24 protein-coding genes are annotated in these 25975 nt (G+C 49.5%); all 24 read left to right on the top strand.

The window, feature by feature from the left end:
- Nucleotides 1-8: 8 nt before the first annotated feature.
- The 24 genes from wcaE to G9X48_RS08110 all read left to right on the top strand — a co-directional run bounded on the left by wcaE (nt 9) and on the right by G9X48_RS08110 (nt 25972).
- Nucleotides 9-761, top strand: coding sequence for a colanic acid biosynthesis glycosyltransferase WcaE (gene wcaE, locus G9X48_RS08225; RefSeq protein WP_007869214.1), 753 nt, complete (start codon nt 9-11; stop codon nt 759-761).
- Between the two features lie 22 nt (nt 762-783).
- Nucleotides 784-1332 carry a colanic acid biosynthesis acetyltransferase WcaF gene (wcaF, locus tag G9X48_RS08220; RefSeq protein WP_004386767.1) on the top strand — a complete coding sequence of 183 codons (549 nt, stop codon included), beginning with the start codon at nt 784-786 and terminating at the stop codon, nt 1330-1332.
- A gap of 133 nt (nt 1333-1465) precedes the next feature.
- The gene (gene gmd / locus G9X48_RS08215; RefSeq protein ID WP_004386768.1) at nt 1466-2587 is read left to right on the top strand and encodes a GDP-mannose 4,6-dehydratase; all 1122 of its coding nucleotides are present in this window, start codon (nt 1466-1468) and stop codon (nt 2585-2587) included.
- Between the two features lie 2 nt (nt 2588-2589).
- Nucleotides 2590-3555, top strand: coding sequence for a GDP-L-fucose synthase (locus G9X48_RS08210; RefSeq protein WP_004386769.1), 966 nt, complete (start codon nt 2590-2592; stop codon nt 3553-3555).
- Between the two features lie 2 nt (nt 3556-3557).
- A complete protein-coding gene (locus G9X48_RS08205; protein WP_007869177.1) occupies nt 3558-4037 on the top strand; it encodes a GDP-mannose mannosyl hydrolase in 480 nt (159 codons plus the stop codon).
- Entirely contained in the window at nt 4034-5257 is a 1224-nt protein-coding gene (gene wcaI / locus G9X48_RS08200; protein ID WP_054625875.1) for a colanic acid biosynthesis fucosyltransferase WcaI, read from the top strand. The genes G9X48_RS08205 and wcaI overlap by 4 nt, the downstream gene beginning before the upstream one ends.
- A 3-nt stretch (nt 5258-5260) precedes the next feature.
- Complete coding sequence (gene cpsB / locus G9X48_RS08195) at nt 5261-6703, top strand: mannose-1-phosphate guanyltransferase (RefSeq protein WP_032988326.1); 1443 nt, start codon at nt 5261-5263, stop codon at nt 6701-6703.
- Between the two features lie 114 nt (nt 6704-6817).
- Nucleotides 6818-8188 carry a colanic acid biosynthesis phosphomannomutase CpsG gene (cpsG, locus tag G9X48_RS08190; protein ID WP_007869166.1) on the top strand — a complete coding sequence of 457 codons (1371 nt, stop codon included), beginning with the start codon at nt 6818-6820 and terminating at the stop codon, nt 8186-8188.
- Nucleotides 8189-8281: 93 nt separating this feature from the next.
- The gene (wcaJ, locus tag G9X48_RS08185; protein ID WP_032988327.1) at nt 8282-9676 is read left to right on the top strand and encodes an undecaprenyl-phosphate glucose phosphotransferase; all 1395 of its coding nucleotides are present in this window, start codon (nt 8282-8284) and stop codon (nt 9674-9676) included.
- Between the two features lie 9 nt (nt 9677-9685).
- Nucleotides 9686-11164 (top strand): MOP flippase family protein, encoded by a 1479-nt coding sequence (locus G9X48_RS08180; RefSeq protein ID WP_007869159.1) that lies wholly within the window; start codon nt 9686-9688, stop codon nt 11162-11164.
- Between the two features lie 39 nt (nt 11165-11203).
- Nucleotides 11204-12484 carry a colanic acid biosynthesis pyruvyl transferase WcaK gene (gene wcaK / locus G9X48_RS08175; RefSeq protein WP_007869157.1) on the top strand — a complete coding sequence of 427 codons (1281 nt, stop codon included), beginning with the start codon at nt 11204-11206 and terminating at the stop codon, nt 12482-12484.
- Nucleotides 12481-13701, top strand: coding sequence for a colanic acid biosynthesis glycosyltransferase WcaL (gene wcaL / locus G9X48_RS08170; RefSeq protein ID WP_024555785.1), 1221 nt, complete (start codon nt 12481-12483; stop codon nt 13699-13701). Before wcaK ends, wcaL begins: the two co-directional genes overlap by 4 nt.
- 13 nt (nt 13702-13714) lie before the next feature.
- Nucleotides 13715-15130, top strand: coding sequence for a colanic acid biosynthesis protein WcaM (gene wcaM / locus G9X48_RS08165; protein ID WP_024555786.1), 1416 nt, complete (start codon nt 13715-13717; stop codon nt 15128-15130).
- 172 nt (nt 15131-15302) lie between these two features.
- Nucleotides 15303-16193: a UTP--glucose-1-phosphate uridylyltransferase GalF gene (galF, locus tag G9X48_RS08160; RefSeq protein WP_007869151.1), complete on the top strand. Its 891-nt coding sequence runs from the start codon at nt 15303-15305 to the stop codon at nt 16191-16193.
- A gap of 413 nt (nt 16194-16606) precedes the next feature.
- Nucleotides 16607-17680: a dTDP-glucose 4,6-dehydratase gene (gene rfbB / locus G9X48_RS08155; protein ID WP_007869148.1), complete on the top strand. Its 1074-nt coding sequence runs from the start codon at nt 16607-16609 to the stop codon at nt 17678-17680.
- A gap of 1 nt (nt 17681) precedes the next feature.
- Nucleotides 17682-18545, top strand: a complete 864-nt coding sequence (gene rfbA, locus G9X48_RS08150) for a glucose-1-phosphate thymidylyltransferase RfbA (RefSeq protein ID WP_038880095.1) — start codon at nt 17682-17684, stop codon at nt 18543-18545.
- Between the two features lies 1 nt (nt 18546).
- Nucleotides 18547-18948, top strand: coding sequence for an FdtA/QdtA family cupin domain-containing protein (locus G9X48_RS08145; RefSeq protein ID WP_032988330.1), 402 nt, complete (start codon nt 18547-18549; stop codon nt 18946-18948).
- The gene (locus tag G9X48_RS08140; RefSeq protein ID WP_007869143.1) at nt 18941-19474 is read left to right on the top strand and encodes a GNAT family N-acetyltransferase; all 534 of its coding nucleotides are present in this window, start codon (nt 18941-18943) and stop codon (nt 19472-19474) included. Before G9X48_RS08145 ends, G9X48_RS08140 begins: the two co-directional genes overlap by 8 nt.
- Before the next feature lie 4 nt (nt 19475-19478).
- On the top strand, nt 19479-20585 hold the full coding sequence (locus G9X48_RS08135) for a DegT/DnrJ/EryC1/StrS family aminotransferase (protein ID WP_032988331.1): 1107 nt from the start codon (nt 19479-19481) through the stop codon (nt 20583-20585).
- Nucleotides 20573-21859: an O-antigen translocase gene (locus tag G9X48_RS08130; protein WP_032988332.1), complete on the top strand. Its 1287-nt coding sequence runs from the start codon at nt 20573-20575 to the stop codon at nt 21857-21859. Before G9X48_RS08135 ends, G9X48_RS08130 begins: the two co-directional genes overlap by 13 nt.
- Entirely contained in the window at nt 21843-22835 is a 993-nt protein-coding gene (locus tag G9X48_RS08125; protein WP_007869139.1) for a glycosyltransferase family 2 protein, read from the top strand. Before G9X48_RS08130 ends, G9X48_RS08125 begins: the two co-directional genes overlap by 17 nt.
- Nucleotides 22832-23722, top strand: a complete 891-nt coding sequence (locus tag G9X48_RS08120) for a glycosyltransferase (RefSeq protein ID WP_007869137.1) — start codon at nt 22832-22834, stop codon at nt 23720-23722. The genes G9X48_RS08125 and G9X48_RS08120 overlap by 4 nt, the downstream gene beginning before the upstream one ends.
- Before the next feature lies 1 nt (nt 23723).
- Nucleotides 23724-24878, top strand: coding sequence for an EpsG family protein (locus tag G9X48_RS08115; RefSeq protein WP_046377387.1), 1155 nt, complete (start codon nt 23724-23726; stop codon nt 24876-24878).
- Entirely contained in the window at nt 24875-25972 is a 1098-nt protein-coding gene (locus G9X48_RS08110; protein ID WP_007869131.1) for a glycosyltransferase, read from the top strand. Before G9X48_RS08115 ends, G9X48_RS08110 begins: the two co-directional genes overlap by 4 nt.
- The last annotated feature ends 3 nt before the right edge of the window (nt 25973-25975 follow it).

The following is a 25975-nucleotide window of genomic DNA, read 5'->3' as shown; positions in this document are numbered from 1 at the left end:
AGGCCCGGATGCTTTTAAGTGTAATTACTGTCGCCTGGCGCAATTACGAAGGGGTGGTGAAGACCTGGCAGTCCCTGGCCCACCTGGCGCAGGCTCGTGAGATCGAGTTTGAATGGATTGTCGTGGACGGCGGCTCTAACGACGGCACCGCGCAGTTCCTGGAAGATCTCAACGGTCAGTACAACCTGCGCTTCGTCAGCGAAAAAGACAACGGCATTTATGATGCGATGAATAAAGGCATCGAAATGGCCCACGGTCGCTTTGCGATTTTTCTGAATTCCGGCGACGTATTTCACCCGTCCGTCGCTGACGTGGCGCGCCAGCTGGCTGCCGCACCGGCAAATGAAAACGCGATGTATATTGGCGACGCGCTGCTTGATTTCGGCGATGGCAATAAAATTCGCCGCAGCGCGAAAAGCGGCTGGTATATTTACCACAGCCTTCCTGCCAGCCATCAGGCCATTTTCTTCCCGGTTTCCGGGCTTAAAAAGTACCCCTACGATCTGCAATATAAAGTCTCATCCGATTACGCGTTAACCGCCAAAATGTATAAATCAGGCTACGGCTTTAAAAAGCTGAAAGGGCTGGTATCAGAATTTTCTATGGGCGGCGTGTCAACCTCGAATAATCTGGAATTATGTCAGGACGCTAAAAAAGTTCAGCGCAACATATTACGGGTTCCTGGAATATTAACAGAACTTTCTTATTTATTACGCATGCGTACGACCGGAAAAGCTAAGGCGCTGTATAACAAAGCATAAAGCCTTGCCATAAGGAAAGCATATGCAGGATTTAAGCGGATTCTCGGTGCCGAAAGGCTTCCGGGGTGGGCACCCTATTAAGGTTCAACTGTGGTGGGCGGTTCAGGCGACGCTGTTTGCCTGGTCTCCGCAAATATTATATCGCTGGCGCGCTTTTTTATTACGGTTATTTGGCGCGCGAATTGGCAAAGGCGTGGTAATTCGTCCTTCGGTGCAAATTACCTACCCGTGGAAATTAACCATTGGCGATTACGCCTGGGTCGGGGATGACGCGGTGCTGTACACGCTCGGGGATATCACCATCGGCGCCAACGCCGTGGTGTCGCAGAAATGCTACCTGTGCACCGGCAGCCACGACTACATGAGTAAGCATTTTGATATTACCGCCGAGCCGATTGTGATTGGCGAAAAGGCCTGGCTTGCGACGGATGTGTTTGTCGCACCGGGCGTCACTATCGGCGCAGGCACGGTGGTCGGCGCGCGCAGCAGCGTATTTAAGACGCTGCCGCCGAACAAGATTTGTCGTGGCAATCCGGCGCAGATCGTTCGCGACCGGGTGGAAGGAGAGTAACCCTTCACGCCACACCGATTTCCCCTCTCAAGCCGAGAGGGTTTGGGAAAGGGGAGCAGGACACTGATCCCTGAATTAATAAACGGCCTGGTGAGCCAGGCAAAGTCCGATTTAAACAGAGGAAAAACAAATTATGAGTAAAGTTGCTCTCATTACCGGCGTAACCGGACAAGATGGCTCCTATCTGGCTGAGTTTCTGCTTGAGAAAGGTTATGAAGTCCACGGTATCAAACGCCGCGCGTCTTCCTTCAATACCGAGCGCGTTGACCATATCTACCAGGATCCGCACAGCAGCAACCCGAAATTCCACCTGCACTATGGCGACCTGACCGATACCTCCAACCTGACCCGTATCCTGCAGGAAGTGCAGCCGGACGAAGTGTACAACCTGGGTGCGATGAGCCACGTAGCGGTCTCCTTCGAATCCCCGGAATACACCGCAGACGTGGACGCCATGGGCACCCTGCGCCTGCTGGAAGCCATCCGCTTCCTGGGTCTGGAGAAGAAAACCCGTTTCTATCAGGCATCCACCTCTGAGCTGTATGGCCTGGTGCAGGAAATCCCGCAGAAAGAAACCACACCGTTCTACCCGCGCTCTCCGTATGCGGTCGCGAAACTGTACGCTTACTGGATCACCGTAAACTACCGTGAATCCTACGGCATGTACGCGTGCAACGGCATTCTGTTCAACCACGAATCCCCGCGCCGCGGCGAAACCTTCGTGACCCGCAAAATCACCCGCGCTATCGCCAACATTGCACAGGGCCTGGAATCCTGCCTGCATCTGGGCAACATGGACTCCCTGCGTGACTGGGGCCATGCCAAAGACTACGTGAAAATGCAGTGGATGATGCTGCAGCAGGAACAGCCGGAAGATTTCGTTATCGCGACCGGTGTGCAGTACTCCGTACGTCAGTTCGTCGAAATGGCGGCCGCACAGCTGGGTATCAAACTGCGCTTTGAAGGCAAAGGCGTGGAAGAGAAAGGCATCGTGGTTTCCGTGACCGGCCATGACGCACCGGGCGTGAAACCGGGCGATGTGATCGTTCAGGTTGATCCGCGTTACTTCCGTCCTGCTGAAGTGGAAACCCTGCTGGGCGACCCGACCAAAGCACACGAAAAACTGGGCTGGAAACCGGAAATCACTCTGCAGGAAATGGTCTCTGAAATGGTCGCGAAAGATCTCGAAGCCGCGAAGAAACACTCGCTGCTGAAATCTCACGGCTACGAGGTTGCCATCGCGCTGGAGTCCTGAGCATGAAAAAGCAACGTATTTTTGTGGCCGGCCACCGCGGGATGGTGGGGTCGGCCATCGTTCGCCAGCTTGAGCAGCGCGACGACGTCGAGCTGGTGCTCAAAGGGCGTGACGAGCTGAACCTGCTGGACAGCGCGGCGGTGAACGCGTTCTTCGCGGACGCCGCGCTGGATCAGGTTTACCTGGCGGCGGCGAAGGTGGGCGGCATAGTCGCCAACAACACCTACCCGGCGGACTTCATCTACGAAAATATGATGATTGAGAGCAACATCATTCACGCGGCTCATTTGAACAACGTGAACAAGCTGTTGTTCCTCGGATCGTCCTGTATCTATCCGAAGCTGGCGAACCAGCCGATTGCGGAAAGCGAACTGCTGCAGGGCACGCTGGAGCCTACCAACGAGCCGTACGCCATCGCCAAAATCGCGGGCATTAAGCTGTGCGAGTCTTACAACCGCCAGCATAACCGCGACTACCGCTCGGTGATGCCAACCAACCTGTACGGGCCGAACGATAACTTCCACCCGAGCAACTCGCACGTGATCCCGGCGCTGCTGCGCCGCTTCCACGAAGCGACCCAGGAAAACGCCGCAGACGTGGTGGTGTGGGGCAGCGGTACGCCGATGCGTGAATTCCTGCATGTGGATGACATGGCCGCTGCCAGCATTCACGTGATGGAGCTGGATCGCGAGGTGTGGCAGGAGAACACCGAGCCAATGCTGTCGCACATCAACGTCGGCACCGGCGTGGATTGCACCATCCGCGAGCTGGCGCAGACCATCGCCAAAGTGGTGGGCTACAAAGGCCGCGTGGTGTTTGACGCGTCTAAACCGGACGGTACGCCGCGCAAGCTGCTCGACGTGACTCGTCTGCACTCACTGGGCTGGTATCACGAGATTTCACTGGAGGCGGGCCTTGCCAGCACTTACCAGTGGTTCCTTGAAAACCAGCATCGTTTCCGGGGGTAAGGATGTTTTTAAGTCAGGAAGATTTTGCCACCGTGGTGCGCTCCACGCCGCTTATCTCCATCGATCTGATTGTCGAGAACGATCAGGGGGAGTTCCTGCTCGGTCATCGCACCAATCGTCCGGCGCAGGGCTTCTGGTTCGTGCCAGGCGGTCGGGTTCAGAAAGATGAGCCGCTGGCGCAGGCGTTTGAACGCCTGACGCAGGCGGAGCTTGGCAAACGCTTTACGATGCCGGAGGGAGAGTTTTACGGCGTCTGGCAGCACTTCTATGACGACAACTTCTCCGGGACCGACTTCACCACCCACTACATCGTGCTGGGGTTCCGCCTGCGCGTAAACGCGGATGAGCTCAACCTGCCCAAAGAGCAGCACGAAGCTTACCGCTGGCAGTCGCCCGCCTCGATTGTGGCCAGTGAAGATGTGCACGACAACAGCCGCGCCTACTTTATGGCTGAACGTTTTGCCGGAGTACCAGGCTTATGAAAATCCTGGTCTACGGCATCAACTACTCGCCGGAGCTGACCGGTATCGGTAAGTACACCGGCGAGATGGTGGAATGGATGGCCCGTCAGGGCCATGAGGTGCGGGTCATTACCGCACCGCCTTACTACCCGGCCTGGAAAGTGGGGGAGAACTACTCCGCCTGGCGCTGGCGCAAAGAGCAGGGCGCCGCCACGGTGTGGCGCTGCCCGCTTTATGTCCCGAAACAGCCTTCTACGTTAAAACGCCTGATCCATCTCGGCAGCTTCGCGGCGAGTTCATTCTTCCCGCTGCTTGCCCAGCGTCGCTGGAAGCCGGATCGCATCATCGGCGTGGTGCCGACACTGTTCTGCACGCCGGGCATGCGCCTGCTGGCGAAGCTCTCCGGCGCGAAAACCGTGTTGCACATTCAGGATTACGAAGTGGACGCCATGCTCGGTCTTGGCATGGCGGGCCGCGGCAAGGGGGGCAAAATCGCCCGTCTCGCCAGCCGTTTTGAGCGCAGTGGTCTGCATAACGTCGATAACGTTTCGACTATTTCGCGCTCGATGATGAACAAAGCCAAAGAAAAAGGGGTTCCCCCGGAGCGCGTGATTTTCTTCCCGAACTGGTCAGAAGTGGCGCGGTTCCGTGATGTGAAAACCGAAGAGGTTGACGCGCTGCGCCGCGAGCTGGGCCTGCCGGCGGATAAAAAAATCATCCTTTATTCCGGCAACATCGGGGAGAAACAGGGCCTGGAAAACGCCATTGAGGTGGCGGCCCGCTTTACCGACCAGCCGTGGATTTTCGCCATTGTCGGCCAGGGCGGCGGCAAGGCGCGTCTTGAGAAAATGGTCGCGGAGCGCGGACTGACCAACGTCCGGTTCTTCCCGTTGCAACCTTATGAAGCCCTTCCGGCGCTGCTCAAGATGGCGGATTGCCATCTGGTTATCCAGAAGCGCGGCGCGGCGGACGCGGTTCTGCCGTCCAAGCTCACTAACATTCTGGCGGTGGGCGGCAATGCGGTGATCACCGCTGAGCACGACACCGAGCTCGGACAGCTCTGTATCGCCGAGCCTGGCATCGCCGTCTGCGTGGAGCCGGAGTCGGTCGACGCGCTGGCGCAGGGGATCGAAAGCGCGCTGGCGCTGCCCAAAGACAACACGGTGGCACGTGAATATGCCGAACGCACGCTCGAAAAAGAGAACGTGTTAAGCCAATTTATCGCTGATATTCGGGGTTAAGCCATGAGTCAGTCAAAACTCTTTCCGGTAATTATGGCAGGGGGCTCCGGCAGCCGTCTGTGGCCGCTTTCCCGCGTGCTTTACCCAAAACAGTTCCTCTGCCTGAAAGGGGATCTGACAATGCTTCAGACCACCGTCTGCCGCTTAAACGGCGTGCAGTGCGAAAGCCCGGTGGTTATCTGTAACGAACAGCATCGCTTTATTGTCGCCGAGCAGCTGCGCCAGCTGAACAAGCTCACCGAAAACATCATTCTTGAGCCTGCCGGGCGCAACACCGCGCCTGCCATCGCGCTGGCGGCGCTGGCGGCGAAACGCAACAGCCCGGACACCGATCCGCTGATGCTGGTGCTGGCCGCCGACCATGTGATTCAGGATGAAGACGCGTTTCGCAGCGCCGTGCGCGCCGCGATGCCGTTCGCCGAGAGCGGCAAACTGGTCACCTTCGGCATCGTGCCGAACCTGCCGGAAACCGGCTACGGCTATATCCGCCGCGGCGACGTGTGCAACCCGGAAGTGGCGGTAGACGCCGTCGCCTTCAGCGTCGCGCAGTTCGTCGAAAAACCGGATCTGGAAACCGCCCGTTCTTACGTCAACAGCGGCGAATATTACTGGAACAGCGGCATGTTCCTGTTCCGCGCCGGCCGTTACCTGGAAGAGCTCGCTAAATACCGCCCGGATATTCTGGACGCCTGTGAAAACGCCATGAACGCGGTTGACCCGGATCTCGACTTTATCCGCGTCGATGAAGAAGCCTTCCTGGCGTGCCCGGAAGAGTCTATCGACTACGCGGTCATGGAAAAAACCGCCGACGCAGTGGTGGTGCCGATGGACGCGGGCTGGAGCGATGTCGGTTCCTGGTCGTCGCTGTGGGAGATTTCCAGCCGCTCGCCGGAAGGCAACGTGCATCACGGCGACGTGATTTCGCACAACACCGAGAACAGCTACGTCTATGCCGAGTCGGGCCTGGTCACCACCGTCGGCGTGAAAGATCTCGTCGTGGTCCAGACCAAAGACGCGGTGCTGATTGCCGACCGTAACCACGTCCAGGACGTGAAAAAAGTGGTCGAGCAGATCAAAGCCGATGGCCGTCACGAGCATCACATCCACCGCGAAGTGTACCGTCCGTGGGGCAAATATGACTCCATCGATCAGGGCGACCGCTACCAGGTGAAACGCATCACCGTGAAGCCGGGCGAAGGGCTCTCATTGCAGATGCACCATCACCGCGCCGAACACTGGATAGTCGTGGCGGGCACCGCGAAAGTGACGATTAACGACGAGGTGAAACTGGTGGGTGAGAACGAGTCGGTCTACATCCCGCTCGGCGCCACCCACTGCCTGGAAAACCCCGGCAAGATCCCGCTGGATCTGATTGAAGTGCGCTCCGGCACGTATCTGGAAGAAGACGACGTGATTCGCTTCGCTGACCGTTACGGGCGGGTGTGATTCTGCGGCACGGTTTGCGCCCCGGTCTCGCCAGTCGCGACCGGGGACGCGACACCGGCGTGCAGAAGCTTGCAGAATTTTTTCCGACAAAAAAGACAACCCAAGAGATAAAAAATGGAAAAGTTAACGTGTTTTAAAGCTTACGACATTCGTGGGCGTCTGGGCGAAGAACTGAATGACGATATCGCGTGGCGTATTGGCCGCGCCTATGGCGAGTTCCTGAAACCGAAAACCATCGTGCTGGGCGGCGACGTGCGCCTGACCAGCGAATCCCTGAAGCTTTCGCTTGCGAAAGGCCTCCAGGACGCGGGCGTGGACGTGCTGGATATCGGCCTGTCCGGCACCGAAGAGATTTACTTCGCGACCTTCCATCTGGGCGTGGACGGCGGCATCGAAGTGACCGCGAGCCACAACCCGATGGACTACAACGGCATGAAGCTGGTGCGCGAAGGCGCGCGCCCCATCAGCGGCGATACTGGTCTTCGCGACGTGCAGCGTCTCGCGGAAGCGAATGACTTTCCGCCGGTGAACGAGGCGAAGCGCGGCAGCTACAAAAAAATCGACCTGCGCGACGCGTATATCGACCATCTGCTGGGCTATATCGACGTTAACAACCTCAAGCCGCTGAAACTGGTGATTAACTCCGGCAACGGCGCGGCGGGCCCGGTCGTGGACGCTATCGAAGCGCGCTTTAACGCGCAGGGCGTGCCGGTTGAGTTCATCAAAGTTCATAACACCCCGGACGGCAACTTCCCGAACGGTATTCCTAACCCGCTGCTGCCGGAGTGCCGCGACGACACCCGTAACGCGGTGATTGAACACGGCGCGGACATGGGCATCGCGTTTGACGGCGATTTCGACCGCTGCTTCCTGTTTGACGAAACCGGGCAGTTTATCGAGGGCTACTACATTGTCGGCCTGCTGGCCGAAGCGTTCCTCGAAAAACACCCTGGCGCGAAAATCATTCACGATCCGCGTCTGTCCTGGAACACCGTCGACGTGGTGAAAGCCGCAGGCGGCGTGCCGGTGATGTCCAAAACCGGCCACGCGTTTATCAAAGAGCGTATGCGCCAGGAAGACGCCATCTACGGCGGCGAGATGAGCGCGCACCATTACTTCCGTGATTTCGCCTACTGCGACAGCGGCATGATCCCGTGGCTGCTGGTCACCGAACTGCTGTGCCTGAAAGGCCAGTCGCTGGGCGAGCTGGTACGCGACCGCATGGCGGCGTTCCCGGCGAGCGGCGAAATCAACAGCAAACTGGCAGAGCCTGCCGTGGCGATTAAGCGTGTGGAAGATCACTACGCGCCGCAGGCGAGCGAGACCGACCACACCGACGGCATCAGCATGGCGTTTGGCGAATGGCGCTTTAACCTGCGCTCGTCCAATACCGAGCCGGTAGTGCGTCTTAACGTGGAGTCGCGCGGCGATACCGCGTTAATGCAGGCGAAAACCGAAGAAATTCTGGCTCTGCTGAATCAGTAAAACGGCGCGGCCGCCCGTTTCCCCCGCAGGCGCAAGCCAGCCGGGAGACGGGCAGCCGCTTAACTGCGCCTTACGGCGCCTGAAGGTACGACGATGACAAATCTAAAAAAGCGCGAACGAGCCAAGACAAATGCATCGTTAATCTCTCTGGTGCAACGATTCTCCGACATAACCATTATGTTCGTCGGACTGTGGGTGGTGTGCAGGATCAATGAGCTGCCGTTTTTCTACATGCATCTTCTGATGGCCCTGACCACCCTCGTTGTCTTCCAGATGATTGGCGGGATCACCGATTTCTATCGCTCCTGGCGCGGCGTCAAAATCTCGACCGAACTGCTGCTGCTGTTGCAGAACTGGACCATGAGCGTGGTGTTCAGCGCCGGTCTGATGGCGTTTAACCCCGACTTCGAAAGCCCGTTCCGCGTCTATTTCGCCTGGTATCTGCTGACCGGCGCCGGCATGGTGATTTGCCGTTCGGCGATTCGCTTTGGCGCGGGCTGGCTGCGTAATCGCGGCTACAACACCCGCCGTGTCGCGATTGCGGGCGCGCAGCCGGTGGGCCAGCAGCTGGCCGAGAGTTTTCGCAACGAGCCCTGGCTGGGCTTTGATGTGGTCGGTATTTACCACGACCCGGAGCCAGGCGGCGTGCCGACTGGCTGGGCCGGCAACCTTGAGCAGCTGGTGGAAGACGCCCGTGCGGGCAAGATCCACAACGTCTATATCGCGATGTCGATGAGCGAAGAGGCGGCGATGAAGAAGCTGGTGCGCCGGCTCTCCGATACCACCTGCTCTGTGATGCTGATCCCGGACGTGTTTACGTTCAACATTCTGCACTCGCGCCTGGACGACGTGAACGGCGTGCCGGTGGTGCCGCTGTATGACACGCCGCTCTCTGGCATCAACCGCATCCTCAAGCGCGTGGAAGATATCATTCTGGCCTCGATGATCCTGCTGCTGATTTCGCCGGTGCTGTGCTGTATCGCGGTCGCCGTGAAGCTCAGCTCGCCGGGCCCGATTATCTTCCGCCAGACCCGCTACGGTATGGACGGCAAGCCAATTATGGTGTGGAAGTTCCGCTCCATGCGCGTGATGGAAAACGACAAGGTGGTGAAGCAGGCGACTCAGAACGACCCGCGCGTCACCAAAGTGGGCAACTTCCTGCGTCGTACCTCGCTTGATGAACTGCCGCAGTTTATCAACGTGCTCACCGGCGAGATGTCGATTGTCGGCCCGCGTCCGCACGCGGTGGCGCATAACGAACAGTATCGCGCGCTGATTCAGGGCTACATGCTGCGCCATAAAGTGAAACCGGGCATTACCGGCTGGGCGCAGATCAACGGCTGGCGCGGCGAGACCGATACCCTGGAGAAGATGGAAAAACGTGTCGAATTTGACCTCGAGTATATTCGCGAGTGGAGCCTGTGGCTTGATATCAAAATCGTCTTTCTCACCATCTTCAAAGGCTTTGTGAACAAAGCGGCGTATTAAGGATTTGTCATGAGCCTCAGAGAAAAAACCATCAGCGGCGCCAAATGGTCCGCTATTTCCACCGTCATCATCATCGCCCTCGGCTTGTTGCAGATGACGTGGCTGGCCCGCCTGATGGATAACCACCAGTTCGGGTTGCTGACCATTTCGCTTGTGATAATCGCCCTTGCCGATACGCTTTCCGACTTCGGTATCGCCAACTCGATTATCCAGCGTAAAGAGATTAGCCATCTTGAGTTAACAACCCTCTACTGGCTAAACGTCGGGCTTGGCGTGCTGGTGTGCGTGGTGGTTTTCTCGCTGAGCGGCGTTATCGCCGCGCTGCTGCATAACCCGGATCTCGCGCCGCTTATCAAAACGCTGGCCTTTGCTTTTGTGGTCATCCCCCACGGTCAGCAATTCCGCGCCCTGATGCAAAAGGAGCTGGAATTTAACAAGATAGGCATGATAGAGACGCTGGCGGTGCTGTCGGGCTTTACCTTCACGGTGATTAGCGCGCATTACTGGCCGGTGGCGATGACAGCGATTATCGGTTATCTGGTCAATACCGTGGTGCGCACCGCGCTGTTTGGTTTTGCTGGACGTAAAATCTACCGCCCGGGGCTGCACTTCTCGCTCCCTTCTGTTGCCTCTAACCTCAAGTTTGGCGCGTGGCTCACTGCCGACAGCGTAGTGAACTACATCAACACCAACCTCTCGACGCTGGTGCTGGCGCGAATTCTTGGCGCGGGTGCGGCGGGGGGCTTTAACCTTGCCTATAACCTGGCGGTAGTCCCGCCTGCCAAGCTCAACCCGATTATTACCCGCGTGCTGTTCCCGGCTTTCGCCAAGATTCAGGACGATACCGAGAAACTGCGCGTGAACTATTACAAACTCATCTCCATGGTGGGGATTATCAACTTCCCGGCACTGCTGGGGCTGCTGGTGGTTGCCGACTCTTTCGTGCGGGTGGTGTTCGGCGAGCGCTGGCTGTTTATTACGCCGGTGCTGCAACTGCTGTGCATCGTCGGGCTGCTGCGCGCCATCGGCAACCCCATCGGCTCGCTGCTGATGGCGAAAGCGCGCATGGATATCAGCTTTAAATTCAACCTGTTTAAAACGGTGCTGTTTGTGCCCGCCATTGTCGTCGGCGGTCATATGGGCGGCGTTTTGGGCGTGACCATCGGCTTTTTGTCGGTGCAGATAATTAATACCGTACTGACCTATTTTGTTCTTATTAAACCGATACTTGGACCGAGTTATCGCGACTACATTTACAGCATCTGGTTACCTTTCCGCTTATCTTTGCCCACCGTTCTGGTGAGCGGCGGGCTGGGGTATTTCCTCCCGGGGCAACTCCCTTTCGCGGCGTTGCTAATTCTTCAGGTGGTTGCTGGCGTCGCGGCATTTGCGCTGACCTTGCTTTTTTCTCGTGAACCGCTGGTGCTTGAGATTAAGCGACAGCTGTGCCGTAGCGACAAGTTGAAAGCCTTATTGCGCGTGAGCTGAATTTTAAACACGCGCTGTTGTTAAGATGACGAGGTCATAATGAAGATTTTAATTTTGGGTAACCATACCTGCGGTAACCGTGGCGACAGTGCCATTCTCCGCGGCCTGATTGACGCCATCCATTCGCTGGATAAAAGCGTAAAAATCGATGTGATGAGCCGCTACCCGGTAAGCTCCGCAAGCCTGTTAGGCCGCCCGGTAATAAAAGATGGCCTCTATGAACACATGAAAAAGGCGAATAACGCGGCGGGCGTGATGGGCCGCGTGAAAAAAGTGCTGCGTCGCAAGTATCAACATAAAGTGTTGCTGGCGAAAGTGACCGAGCGCGGCGAGCTCAGTAAGGTCTCGGTACCGAAAGCGTTTACGGATTTCGTTAATACGCTTGAGCAGTATGACGCCATTATTCAGGTGGGCGGCTCGTTTTTTGTCGACCTGTATGGCGTTTCCCAGTTTGAACATGCGCTGTGCAGCTTTATGGCGAAGAAGCCTATCTACATGATTGGCCACAGCGTTGGGCCGTTCAACGACCCGCAGTTTAACGAAGTGGCTAACAATGTGTTTAGCCATGCCGATGCGCTGGTGCTGCGCGAAACGGTAAGCCGCGATCTGATGGAAAAGTCCGGTATTAATACGGAGAAGGTAGAGCAGGGCGTGGATACCGCCTGGCTGGTGGACCGCGAGGCTAACGATATAACGCTGGAATACGCCGTTGACCACTGGCTGAACGTGATTCGCCAGCGCAAAACCGTGGCGATTACCCTGCGTGACCTCGCGCCGTTCGACAAACGCCTTGGCACCACGCAGCAGGCTTATGAAAAAGCTTTCGCCATTATGGTCAATCAGCTTATCGCCGACGGTTATCAGGTGCTGGCGCTCTCCACCTGTACCGGCATCGACAGCTATAACAAAGATGACCGCATGGTGGCGCTTAAGCTGCAATCCCTGATTGCGCAGCCGGAACATTATCATGTCGTGATGGATGAACTTAACGATCTGGAAATGGGCAAGCTGCTCGGCGCCTGCCAGCTCACTGTTGGCACCCGTCTGCACTCCGCCATTATCTCTATGAACTTCGGCACGCCAGCCATCGCCATCAACTATGAACACAAGTCTGCGGGCATCATGAAGCAGCTCGGCATGCCGGAAATGGCGGTGGAAATTCGCAACCTGCTTGATGGCTCTCTCCAGCAGAAGGTGAGCGAAACGCTAGAGAAGCTGCCGGAGATTAACCAACGCCTGGAGACGGCGGTGCAGGCTGAGCGCGAAAACGGCCTGCGCATGGTGGAGGCTGTGCTGCAACGCGCGCGGGAGGGGAAATGAAGGTTGGTTTCTTCCTGCTAAAATTCCCGGTGGCGTCGGAAACGTTCGTGCTCAACCAGATTGTCGCGTTTATCGACATGGGGTATGAGGTGGAGATTGTGGCTCTGCAAAAAGGGGACATGCAGAATACGCACGCGGCCTACACTCAGTACGGCCTTGCGCAAAAAACCACCTGGCTGCTGGATGAGCCCGAAGGCAAGCTGGCGAAGCTGCGCTCGCGGGCGGGCAACACCTTAAAGGGGGCGCTGCGCCCCCGCACCTGGAAAGCGCTGGATAAAAAACGCTACGGCGATGAAGCGCGTAACCTGATCCTCTCCGCCATTTGTGGACGGGTAAAAGAGCCGCTCGTGGCCGATGTGTTTATCGCCCATTTCGGCCCGGCAGGCGTTACCGCCGCGAAGCTGCGCGAGCTGGGGATTTTGCAGGGCAAAATCGCTACCGTCTTCCATGGCATCGATATTTCGCACCGCGACGCGCTCGCGCACTACACGCCCGAATATCAACAGCTTTTTCGCCGTGGCGACCTGATGTTGCCCATCAGCGAGCTGTGGGCCAGCCGGCTGAAGGCGATGGGCTGTCCGGACGAGAAAATTGCGGTGTCGCGTATGGGTGTCGACATGGAGAAATTCTCCCTGCGTCCGCTTAAAGTGCCCGGTTCGCCGCTGGAGATTATCTCTGTCGCCCGGCTTACCGAGAAAAAAGGGCTGCATGTGGCGATTGACGCTTGCCGCCTGTTAAAAGCGCGCGGCGTGAACTTTCGTTACAACATTCTGGGTATCGGTCCCTGGGAGCAGCGCCTGCGCGCGCTTATCCAACAACATGATTTGCAGGATCGCGTTTTCATGCCGGGCTTTAAGCCAAGCCATGAGGTGAAAGCGATGCTCGATCAGGCCGATCTCTTCCTGCTGCCTTCCGTCACTGGCGCTGATGGCGATATGGAAGGTATCCCGGTGGCGTTGATGGAGGCGATGGCGGTCGGTATTCCTGTCGTTTCAACCCTGCACAGCGGCATCCCGGAACTTATCGACGCGGGCAAATCGGGCTGGCTGGTGCCGGAGAATGACGCTGCGGCGCTGGCTGAGCGCCTGCAGGCTTTCGCAAGCCTGCAGGAAGCGGAGCTTCGTCCGATGCTAAGCCTCGCCCGCCGCAAAGTGGAAACTGACTTCAATCAGCAGGTCATTTATCGTGAGCTTGCCGGTCTGCTGCAAGCGCTATAGAGCCTGAGGTATCATGCGTAAAGAGATAAAAACTTCACTCCTTCTTTCCCGCCGCTCCCTTCTGCAAGCCAGCTCCGCGCTGGCGCTTCTTCCGCTCTTCCCCTTCGCCGCCCGCGCGCAAAGCCGCGCCGACAGCGTCAGTATTGCCCGGTACAACCGCAACGACATGCCTGCCGCGTTTAAACAGGCTTTCGCCGAGGCGCAGACGGTAGAAGTGCCTGCTGATATGGTGTGCGATAACTTCAACAGCGCCGTCTTTATTCCGGCGGGAAAAACGTTGCTGGTGCGCGGCGGCATCAAGGGCAATGGGAAAGGACGTTTCGTATTGCAGGATGGCTGTCAGGTTGTGGGAGAGCAGGGCGGCCGCCTGCACAATATTACGCTGGATGTCCGCGGTTCCGATTGTGTTATCAAGGGGATAGACTTAAGCGGTTTCGGCCCGGTAGCGCAGATTTATATCGGCCAGAAGGAGCCGGCTACGATGCGTAACCTCCTGATTGATAACATCACTGTGCACGATGCCAATTACGGCATCCTCCGTCAGGGGTTCCGCGACAAAATGGAGGGCGTGCGCATTACCAATGGCCGCTTTACGCACTTACAGGGCGACGCCATTGAATGGAACGTGGCTATCAACGACAGCGATATCCTTATCTCAGACCATGTGATTGACCATATCGACTGCACCAACGGCAAAATCAACTGGGGGATCGGTATTGGGCTTGCCGGCAGCACCTATGATAACGACTACCCTGAAAGCCAGGCGGTGAAAAACTTCGTTGTGGCAAATATCACCGGCAGTAATTGTCGCCAGCTGGTGCATGTAGAAAACGGCAAACATTTTGTGATTCGCAATATCAAAGCGAAGAATATTAATCACACCTTCAGTAAAAAAGCGGGTATCGATAACGCCACGGTGGCGATTTATGGCTGCGATAACTTTATTATCGATCAAGTAAATATGACCAACAGCGCAGGCATGTTGATTGGTTATGGCGTCGTTAAGGGTAACTACCTTTCCATCCCGCAAAACTTCAAGCTCAACGATATCCACCTCGATAATACCCACATGCCTTATAAGAGCCGGGGCATTCAAATCTCGTCTGGCAACGCGACATCGTTCGTCGCTATCACCAACCTGACGATGAAGCGCGCTACGCTTGAGCTCCATAACAAGCCGCAACATCTTTTCCTCAGAAATGTCAGCGTCATGCAGGATTCCGCCGTTGGCCCGGCGCTAAAAATGCACTTTGATTTGCGCAAGGATGTGCGGGGGCGCTTTATGGCGAAGGAAGATACGCTGCTTTCGCTGGCGGATATTCACGCAATCGATGAAAGAGGCCGGCAGTCGGTAGATATAGATCGGGTGGATCAGCAGCATGTTAGCGCGCAAAGGTTGAATTTTAAGCTGGCGGTAGCCCAGAAGTGAGCCTTTATCAACTTTGCGAGGATTCTGAGTCCTCAGCTAATCAAAGCGTCATATTTTATGTAAAGGGAAATTAGTTACACCTCGGTTAAGCGTCAACTTTTGACAATTCATGCTGGCTTTGAGATTCCAACAGTCTATAATTCATCAACCCAATTTTGAGGTGACAGAGTAAATGGTTAATTTGAAAGCGGTAATTCCGGTAGCGGGTTTGGGTATGCACATGCTGCCTGCCACGAAGGCCATTCCGAAAGAAATGCTGCCAATCGTCGATAAGCCAATGATTCAGTACATTGTCGATGAGATTGTGGCTGCAGGCATCAAAGAAATCGTACTGGTGACCCATTCTTCAAAAAACGCAGTGGAAAACCACTTCGACACCTCTTATGAGCTTGAGGCGCTGCTTGAACAGCGCGTTAAGCGTCAGTTGCTGGCGGAAGTTCAGTCTATCTGCCCGCCGGGCGTGACCATTATGAACGTACGTCAGGCGCAGCCGCTTGGCCTTGGCCATTCCATTCTTTGCGCTCGCCCGGTCGTTGGCGATAACCCATTTGTGGTTGTGCTGCCTGATATCATTCTTGACGATGCCACCGCCGACCCGCTGCGCTATAACCTTGCCGCTATGGTGGCGCGTTTCAATGAAACCAGCCGCAGCCAGGTACTGGCGAAACGGATGTCGGGCGATCTTTCCGAGTACTCTGTCATCACCACTCAGGAAGCACTGGACAGCGAAGGTAAAGTAAGCCGTATCGTTGACTTCATTGAAAAACCGGATCAACCGCAGACGCTGAACTCCGATCTGATGGCCGTGGGCCGTTATGTCCTCTCGGCGGATATCTGGGAAGAGCTGGCGAAAACCGAACCGGGCGCCTGGGGCCGTATCCAGTTGACCGACGCCATTGCGCGCCTCAATGAGAAGCAGCCCGTAGAAGCGATGCTGATGACGGGTGAAAGCTACGACTGCGGCAAGAAAATGGGCTACATGCAGGCGTTTGTAAACTATGGCCTTCGTAACCTGAAAGAAGGTCAGAAGTTTCGCGACAGCATTAAGAAGCTGCTGGCGTAATGGCAATTGCCAGCATTAAGGCTGGCGAGGAAGTTAAAGTGAGAAACGGCAATCTGAGCGTTCGGGTCTGAGACTCAATACTCGTTGCCGTTTTTTTATTAAAGCTTTTAAAACAAAGGATTAAAAGTGGACAGGGGCTTTGTAGAACCAACATTCTTCTTGTTTCTACTGTCCGAAGCGCGCAAAATTAGCATCCATTTAGCGCTAATTATGCAGTAAAACGGTTTTTTTGATGGGAATTCGTGGCGGCAAAACCCAAGCCAACCCTCAGTGCACTGGTAGCTGTAGAGCCAGGGGCGGTAGCATTGTTGAAATATTCCTCGAAAACAGTCATGTGTAAAAGTAGAGCAAGGAATATTTCTACAGAGCTAAAAATGAAAGTTAAATTTATTTAATCAGCGAGACTATTTCACGTGAAAATACTTGTTACCGGTGGGGCTGGCTTTATTGGCTCAGCTGTGGTTCGCCATATTATTAATAATACTCCGGATGAAGTGATTAATGTTGACAAGTTGACCTATGCAGGAAACCTCGAGTCGCTTGCTGAGATTGCCGGTCATCGTCGTTATAGCTTTGTACAAGCCGATATTTGCGACCGTTTAACGCTTGAAAAAATCTTTGTTGAGCACCAACCTGATGCGGTCATGCACCTTGCAGCGGAAAGCCATGTTGATCGTTCCATTACAGGTCCAGCTGCTTTTATCGAAACGAATATCGTAGGTACGTATACCCTACTTGAAGTTGCACGTACTTATTGGACGCAGTTAGACGCAACGCGTAAAGCAGCTTTTCGTTTCCACCATATTTCCACAGATGAAGTCTATGGTGATTTGCCGCACCCGGATGAGTGGCATCAAAATAAGGTTTTGCCGCTTTTTACAGAAGAGACGGCTTACGCGCCTAGTAGCCCTTATTCCGCTTCTAAGGCTTCAAGCGACCATCTGGTCCGCGCGTGGTTACGCACCTATGGCTTACCGACAATTGTGACTAATTGCTCAAATAACTATGGTCCATACCATTTCCCAGAAAAGTTGATTCCGTTGGTCATTCTTAACGCCCTGGAGGGCAAACCGCTGCCCATTTACGGTAAGGGCGATCAAATTCGCGATTGGTTATATGTTGAAGACCATGCACGCGCACTCTATACCGTAGTAACTAAAGGCAAGGTTGGCGAGACTTATAATATCGGTGGCCATAATGAGAAGAAAAACATCGATGTGGTACAGACTATCTGTGACCTATTGGATGAAATGGTGCCTAAGGCAAAGCCATATCGTGAGCAGATTATCTATGTAGCGGACCGTCCTGGTCACGACCGACGTTATGCAATTGATGCCGATAAAATTAATCGCGAGCTTGGCTGGACACCACAAGAGACGTTTGCGACTGGTATTAAAAAAACGATTGTATGGTATTTAAAAAATCAAGAGTGGTGCCAAAGGGTGCAGGATGGCAGCTATCAGCGCGAACGTTTAGGATTAGAATAATATGAAAGGTATAATACTGGCGGGTGGTTCAGGAACTCGTTTATATCCCGTAACCATGGGCGTCTCAAAACAGCTCCTCCCTATTTATGATAAGCCTATGATCTACTATCCACTGTCAGTATTAATGTTGGCAGGGATACAGGATATACTTATTATTACGACTCCAGAAGATCAAGATAGCTTTAAACGGCTCCTGTCCGATGGAAGTCAGTTCGGTATAAAATTATCCTACGAAATACAAGAAAAACCGGACGGTCTTGCTCAGGCTTTTATCATTGGAGAAGCATTTATTGGCAAAGACCCTGTTTGCTTAGTGTTGGGCGATAATATTTTCTTCGGCCAAGGTTTTAGCCCTAAACTCAAAAGCGTGGTTGAGCGTAATGATGGGGCTACCGTATTCGGCTATCAGGTTATGGATCCTGAACGTTTCGGCGTAGTTGAATTCGATGAAAACAATAAAGCAATTTCTATCGAGGAAAAACCGAAAGCGCCCAAATCAAACTGGGCGGTGACTGGTTTATATTTCTACGATAACAACGTAATTGAAATTGCTAAAAATGTAAAACCTTCTGCACGCGGCGAATTAGAAATTACAACCGTAAATGAAGAGTACTTGAAAAGAAATAAACTTCATGTTGAGCAACTTGGCCGTGGCTTCGCCTGGTTGGACACCGGCACGCATGACAGCTTAATTGAGGCTGGCAGTTTTGTTGAGACAGTTCAGAAGCGACAAGGCATGATGGTGGCCTGTCCCGAAGAAATAGCCTGGCGTAATGGATGGTTAACAGTAGACGAACTTCGCGAGCGCGGGCAAATGCTTAAGAAAAACCATTACGGCAAATATCTACTAAAACTTATTAATTAATATGAAAATAGAAATTATCAATTTCCCTAAGCATGGTGATGAGCGAGGCGCGTTAGTTGTTCTGGAAGAACAAAAAAGTGTTCCTTTTAATGTAAAACGAATTTATTACATGTTCGATACAAAAAAGGATGTCAGACGCGGTTTTCATGCTCACAAAAAATTACGTCAGCTCGCCATACCTGTACAAGGTCATTGCAAATTTTTGCTTGATGATGGTAATGAATCTATTGAAATTTTAGTAGATAATCCCACTCAAGGGCTGATGATAGAACCTATGATCTGGCATGAAATGTTTGATTATTCCGAAAACTGTGTACTCATGGTATTGGCGGATGATTATTACGATGAAAGTGATTATATTCGCAACTATGAGGAATTCAAACAGCGAGTAACAAATGGATAATTTAAAGTCAAAAACTATTCACTTACGTTTTGCTGACGCTTCTGATGCCGAATTCATCTATTCACTCAGAATAAATGATTCGTTGAATCAACATATTTCAAAGGTTTCAGGCTCTGCAGAAACGCAAAAGGAATGGCTGCAGGAATACAAAAAGCGTGAGCTTCTTAATGAAGAGTTTTACTTTATTATCGAAAAAAATGAAGGGAATTGCGAGGTTGGCACAGTTAGAATCTACGGTTTGACTAACGATAAGCGATTTTGTTGGGGTAGTTGGATACTGAATGAACATAAAACAAAAAGTGCTGCTATAGAGAGTGCCTGCCTCGTTTACAAATTTGCTTTTGAAGATAAACAGTTTAAGTCATCTTATTTTCAGGTCGATAAAAAAAATGTGGGTGTGATTTCTTTTCATTTAAAAACAGGCGCTAAGATTGTATCTGAAGATGATATAAATTTTAACTTCATTTTTGAATATGAAGACTACATAGAGCTTAAAAATAAATATTACAAATATTTAGAGGCATAATGACATGGTGACTTTTTTAAATCTAAAAAAAATAAATGAGCAATATCAGAGTGAAATATTGCTGGCATGCGAACGCGTAATTAAATCTGGCTGGTATATTCTGGGCGAAGAAGTCAAAAACTTCGAGAAACAATTCGCTGAATATTGTGGTGTAAAACATTGTATCAGTGTTGCGAACGGCCTTGACGCACTGAATCTTGTATTACGGGCTTGGATCGAAACAGGCCAGCTCAAAAAAGGTGATGAGGTTATTGTTCAAGCCAATACATACATTGCCTCCATACTTGCAATTACTGAAAATGAACTTGTTCCTGTTTTGGTTGAGCCGGACCCCCAAACGTATAACCTTTCAGCCAAAACAGTAAAACAGGCTATCACAGAAAAAACCAAGGCTATTCTGCCGGTTCATCTGTACGGACAGATCTCTCCAATGGATGAGATTATGGAAATAGCAGACAAGCATAATTTGCTTGTGTTGGAGGATTGCGCTCAATCGCACGGAGCTGAGCTTAAGAATAAAAAAGCAGGGAGTTGGGGAGACGCGGCTGCTTTCAGTTTCTATCCGGGCAAAAATCTAGGCGCGTTAGGCGATGCGGGAGCTATTACTACTAATGATGATAATCTGGCTGATGTTCTCAAAGCTCTCCGAAACTATGGTTCCCACGTAAAATATCAAAATAGATATAAAGGTGTGAATAGCCGTCTCGATGAGATGCAGGCAGCTATATTGAATGTTAAATTAAAATATCTTGATAAAGAGAATGAAATCAGAAGAGCGATCGCTCAGAAGTATACAGGTGGAATTGAAAATAGCCATATAAATTTGCCTGTTGTCGCTCAAGGAAAGGATTCTCATGCCTGGCATCTTTATGTTATCCGCACAACAGAAAGAGAGAATTTGCAATCTTATTTAATGGAAAAAGGTATTCAAACTCTTATCCATTATCCGCTCGCTCCACACCATCAGATTGCATATAAAGAATATAATCATATCCATTTGCCGCTCACAGAATGTATCCATAAAGAAGTTTTATCATTACCTATGGATCCAACAATGAGCTCTAAAGATGTCGATGCTGTTATTGAAGCGGTTAATGGATGGAAAAGTTGAATTTTGCAAAAGTTACAATCCTTAGCGGGATTGTAACTTGTTTGCGTTTAGTTTGCGGACTGCTTATTTCAAAAGTTGTTGCAATTTATACAGGCCCAGCTGGAATTGCTAACCTTGGGCAACTACAGAACTTTGTCACCTTTGTTAATGGATTCATTTCTTCCCAAGTCTCTCAAGGAGTAAATCGTTATTCTGCTGAGAATAAAAACGATTACTCTAAAGCTCAGCCTTATTGGCGTGCTTCGGTAAAACTTTCTACGATAGCTTGCTGTTTTATCATTAGCATCGGCGTCTTGTTTTCAGGAAAACTCTCAGCATATCTTTTTCATCGGACCGATCTTTACTGGCTGATAATAGTAGCGTTATGCGTGCTTCCATTAAATATTATTAATAATATATTTTTGGGCGTGCTTAATGGGTTAAATGAGTATAATAAATTTTTCCTGGCTAATATTTTTGCTATCATATCATCTCTCTTGTCAATGACCGGATTAGTATATTTTTTCGGCCTAAAGGGCGCGTTGATATCGGCAGCTCTAAATAATGCAGTAGCGGGGACATGGCTTATATTTATTATAATGAAAAGGCCGTGGTTCAAATGGAAATATTGGGTTGGCCAGGTTCCAACACATCATATCGCAGAAATGCGTAAATACTTCCTTATGGGAATCATAGGTGCTTTGACAGGCCCAATATCCCTGATTACTGTACGTACGATATTAACAAATGATTTTTCATTAGAGGATGCAGGTTACTGGCAGGCTGTGGCAAAAATTTCTGAAGCTTATCTTGCAGTTTTAACAACAGCATTAACGGTATACTATTTCCCCAAAACAGCCGCAGCTAAATCATACAATGAATATATATCAATATTAAAAACCGGCGCTACCGTTGTTGTTCCTCTTGCTTTGATTATGGCTTTTTCAATTTTCATTTTAAAAGACATTATTATTAAAGTGTTGTTTACTGCAGATTTTACAAAGGCACGAGATCTTTTTTTATTTCAAAATATTGGTGATTTTTTAAGAATATGCAGTTGGCTTTTTGCCACCATTCTCCTGGCTAAAGGTTATTTCAAAATAAATGCCATTCTGGAAATTATTTTTTCAATAATGTTCCCGGTTTTAGTTAAAATCTTTGTTAGCCATTTCGCATTGGAAGGTGTAAGCATCGCTTACTGTATAACTTATTCATTGTATTTTATAGTGACAGCGTGCATTTATTATTGGCATCTAAAAACTAAGGTGACTCATATTAATGATTGTATCCAGTAATGGCTTGAGTGTTATTGTACCTGCCTATAATGAAGAAAAAAATATACTTAAAATACTGCAAAATCTGAATGAGCAAACGCTGAGTGGATTTGAAGTGGTGGTTATAGACGATGGCTCACAGGATAATACCGCCTCCATAGTAAAAAATTATACCTCTTCAAAATACAAATTAACTCTAGTGCAGCAGCAAAATATGGGCGCGGCTCAGGCAAGAGAGAAGGCAATCAATGCGGCGACAAGTACTTATATCGCATTCGTTGACTGTGATGATGCGCTCAGCGCCGATGCGCTGGAACAAGCAATAAAGCCGATGCTTGAAAATGATGATATAGGGATATCATTATTTGAGCTTATACATACTAAATCGCACGTTGATCTTAATCGAACTTCATTTAAATATTATACGGATTCGACATTGATCAAAGGCGAGGATGCATTAACTCACTGTATATCTTCATGGGGGTTACACGGCTTTGGGATTTATAAGAAAAAAATCCTGACTGAAGCGTATAATACTTATTACAAATATAATAAAGACAGAATTAATTATATTAATAATGACGAAATAATTTCACGAATTTGTTTTGGTATGGCCAGATTGATTTTTTTATCTTCTGGAAAATATTATTTTATCCATAATCTTGAGTCGACAACCAGGAAAGTAAATATTAATTATTACAAAGTGATTAATAACGCTTGTTATCTTAAAGGTTATTTGGCTGCAGAGAAAAAGTCAGGAAGTTTTGACTATATAAGTGAAGCGTACAAATTACTTGTCAGTACTGTCTGGGGTGTATCGGTTCGCTATATTAGATGGAGACATCTTTTCAACAAGGAGGTTAAAGCAGAATGGCGCAAGGCTATTAAAAAAGCGGTTGACGATTTACGGTTGGACAATATTAATCACAGTGTTCGTTTAAATAAAAAATCTACTGTGCAATTATTTATAATTTATTATTTACTTGTGAGAATATGAATAAACCGCTTGTAACGATTGTTGTTGCGTCTTTTAATGCAGAGAAATATATCTTAGAAACGCTAGAGTCATGCATTAATCAGACCTATCAGAACATTGAAATTATTATTGTTGATGACTGTTCAAACGATAACAGTGTGCAGATAATAGAACAATGGTGCGATGAAAAGAAAATTAGTCATCCTTCGATTCCTTGTTCTTTAGTGAAAAGTGAAAGGAATAGTGGTATCCCTGCAAATTTGAATAATAGCCTGCCCTTAATAAAAGGTAAGTGGATAAAGTGTATCGGGTCAGACGATATTCTTCTACCCGAGGCAATTTCTGAGTTCATTAAACGCCTAAACTTATATGCGCACTGGGATAATATTGGAGCGGTATTTACCTATTTCGAAACTTTTGGTGCAAACGTAAAGAAATCCAGTCGCTATCCTTTATCCTGGACTCGTGACATATGCAAAATGCGAGCATCGTGGTTAAAACGGCAACTTGCCATGCTCCATTTTAATAATGTCGCCCCCTGCGCTTTTATTAATAGAAGTCATTTCGATGGATTTGATACTTCCTATAGATTACTTGAAGATCTTCCTTTATGGCTAAAATTAATTGAGAAGAATGCAGTTACATTATTTTTTGACTATACAACAGTGTTATATCGATTACATGATTCGCAGATTACTTCTTTAGCTAACCCAAAAGTAAATAACGTTCTGATTAATGATTTAAAACATCTGAATGAATTTCGCTTAATGCGGAAGCATTACTTAGCTTATTTACATCACAAGTTTAATCTACATTGCTCACTAAAAAGAACAGCTTTTTATAGGTATCTGAAAACAATAAATCCTTTTAATCTGGTTATTCGTTTGTATGAGAGCTTAAAGCAATAATATGTTTATATTACTTCTTACATCGCCATTGCTATTATTATCTCTGATCTGGAATAAGTTCGCTTTTAGTTCGCAAACAATTCTTCGGTTTCTATTTGTCATTCTATTTAGTCTGTTTTTTACATCGTATTACTTAAATGGAATGGACTGGAGCATTTATTATTTAAAATTCGTTGATGAAGGTGATCCGTATTCATCTTTTGAATTCGGCTTTGTTCTTTTTTTTGAAGGGATTTTATTTTTAACAAATAATAACTATGGTTTGGCTATACTCCTGTTTTATTTGATTACTTTTAGCATTCTTTGCCTCATTATAAAGAGATTCAAAACGAACGAACCGCTTTTTTGGGCATGTTTATTTTTGATATTTGGTTATAACTTGATATTGGAGCAACTTCGTCAATTCATAGCATGTATTATCATTTTTTATGCATTGCTCAAATATAATAATGACGGAAAAATAAATTGGTTGATTTTTTGGATTTTTCTCGCGGCTTGCTTTCATGTATCTTCTCTGATTGTTTTCCCCGCTATAGCTTTGGCATCATTCCGTAATGTCACGACTTTTACCCTGCTGACGCTAGTTTCGATTGTAGGTTTTATAGGGTTCTTCTTTACCGGAGCTGCTATTGTGACAGCATTGGCGAATGCCAATCTTGCCTTTACAAAAATTGCGTATTATCTCCAGCAAAACCCTATTAGCCTAAGTTTTGGCTGGTTAAATATCCTTGACTTAATATTCGTCCTGTTTTATTTCATCTATCGTGCAAGTATTGATCGTGTTGCGTCAGTGAGATTATTAACACGGCTAATTTTCGTAGGGGCAACCATTCACTTATTTAGTGGTTCAATTACTTTCCTTGCAAGGGTTTGTTTCTTTTTCTATTTTATTGCTATTTATGTATTTTGCGTAGTACCAAAAGGAGAATCTACAAGATTATTCTCTATTAGAAGCTACAATACACTCATATTGGCATTATTCTTTTCAGGCATGTTGACCCTAAACTTTATTTCTTACTTTAGAAATGAGCAGGCGCCTGTACAATTTAGTAATATGACTTTCAGATTGCTATCCTTTTTTGAGGATGATTATGTCCGGAAACTTGCAAATGATAAGTATTATGATGCCACGCAGGATATGAATAACATTTTATGAAAAAAAAAGTATTATTCGTTATCACCGGCCTTGGTCTGGGCGGTGCCGAAAAGCAACTATGTCTACTTGCTGATAAGTTAGTTCAACGCAATTACGACGTGGCTATAGTTGCTCTTAACGGTGAAATAGAAGTAACCCCTAAGAGTAACGAGGTTAAGCTTATCAATTTACGAATGCAAAAGAATCCATTGGGTTTGCTAAACGCCGTACTGCGCCTCGCTAAGATTATTAAAGATTTTAAGCCGCAGATCGTGCATGGGCATATGTTCCACGCAAATATTATTGCAAGGCTGGCCAGACTGATCGCACCGGGAAATTATAAACTAGTCTGTACCGCGCATAGCAAAAATGAAGGTGGAAAGGTTCGTATGTTGGCTTACAGGGTTACCGACTGCCTGTGTGACATAACTACGAATGTCAGCGATGAAGCACTTACTGATTTTATTAAAAAAAAGGCTTTTCGAAAATATAAATCACGAGTGGTTTATAACGGCATCGACACGGATTTATTCAAATATGATGAAAATATAAGAAACGAATTGCGTAAGCAGCTCAATATCAATGATAACTGTTTTCTTATATTAGCTGTAGGGAGACTTACAGAGGCGAAAGATTATCCTAATTTGTTAAGCGCAATGCAAAAATTGCCTGATAATTACAAGCTCGTCATTATAGGAGAAGGAGAAGCCAGACATCAAGTTGAACGGAATATTATTGATCTGCAACTTCAGAGCGCTGTCATGCTACTCGGCAGAATAATGGATGTTGCTCGATATTATTCAGCATGTGATATCTATGTTTCTTCATCGCAGTGGGAAGGATTTGGTCTGGTTGTTGCGGAAGCAATGTCTTGTGAACGTCTTATCGTCGCTACTAACGCTGGCGGAGTTGCTGAAGTTGTCGGCGATAAACGTTTTATTGTACCAATTTCGGATGCAAATGCGTTGGCTAGCAAAATAATTGAAGTGACGAATTCTGATGCGAATACTAAAACAAAAATTATGCAGCGAAACCGAAATCACATTGTCGATACCTTTTCTATCGATTCCATTGTTAATAATTGGCTGGATATATATTCACTTAAGCAGGTTTGAAAT

The sequence above is a fragment of the Cronobacter sp. HA18006 genome (genome assembly GCF_011605445.1).
Taxonomy (GTDB): domain Bacteria; phylum Pseudomonadota; class Gammaproteobacteria; order Enterobacterales; family Enterobacteriaceae; genus Cronobacter; species Cronobacter sakazakii.
Note: the sequence above shows the minus strand (reverse complement) of the source record. Positions and strands in the feature narration are given on the sequence as shown.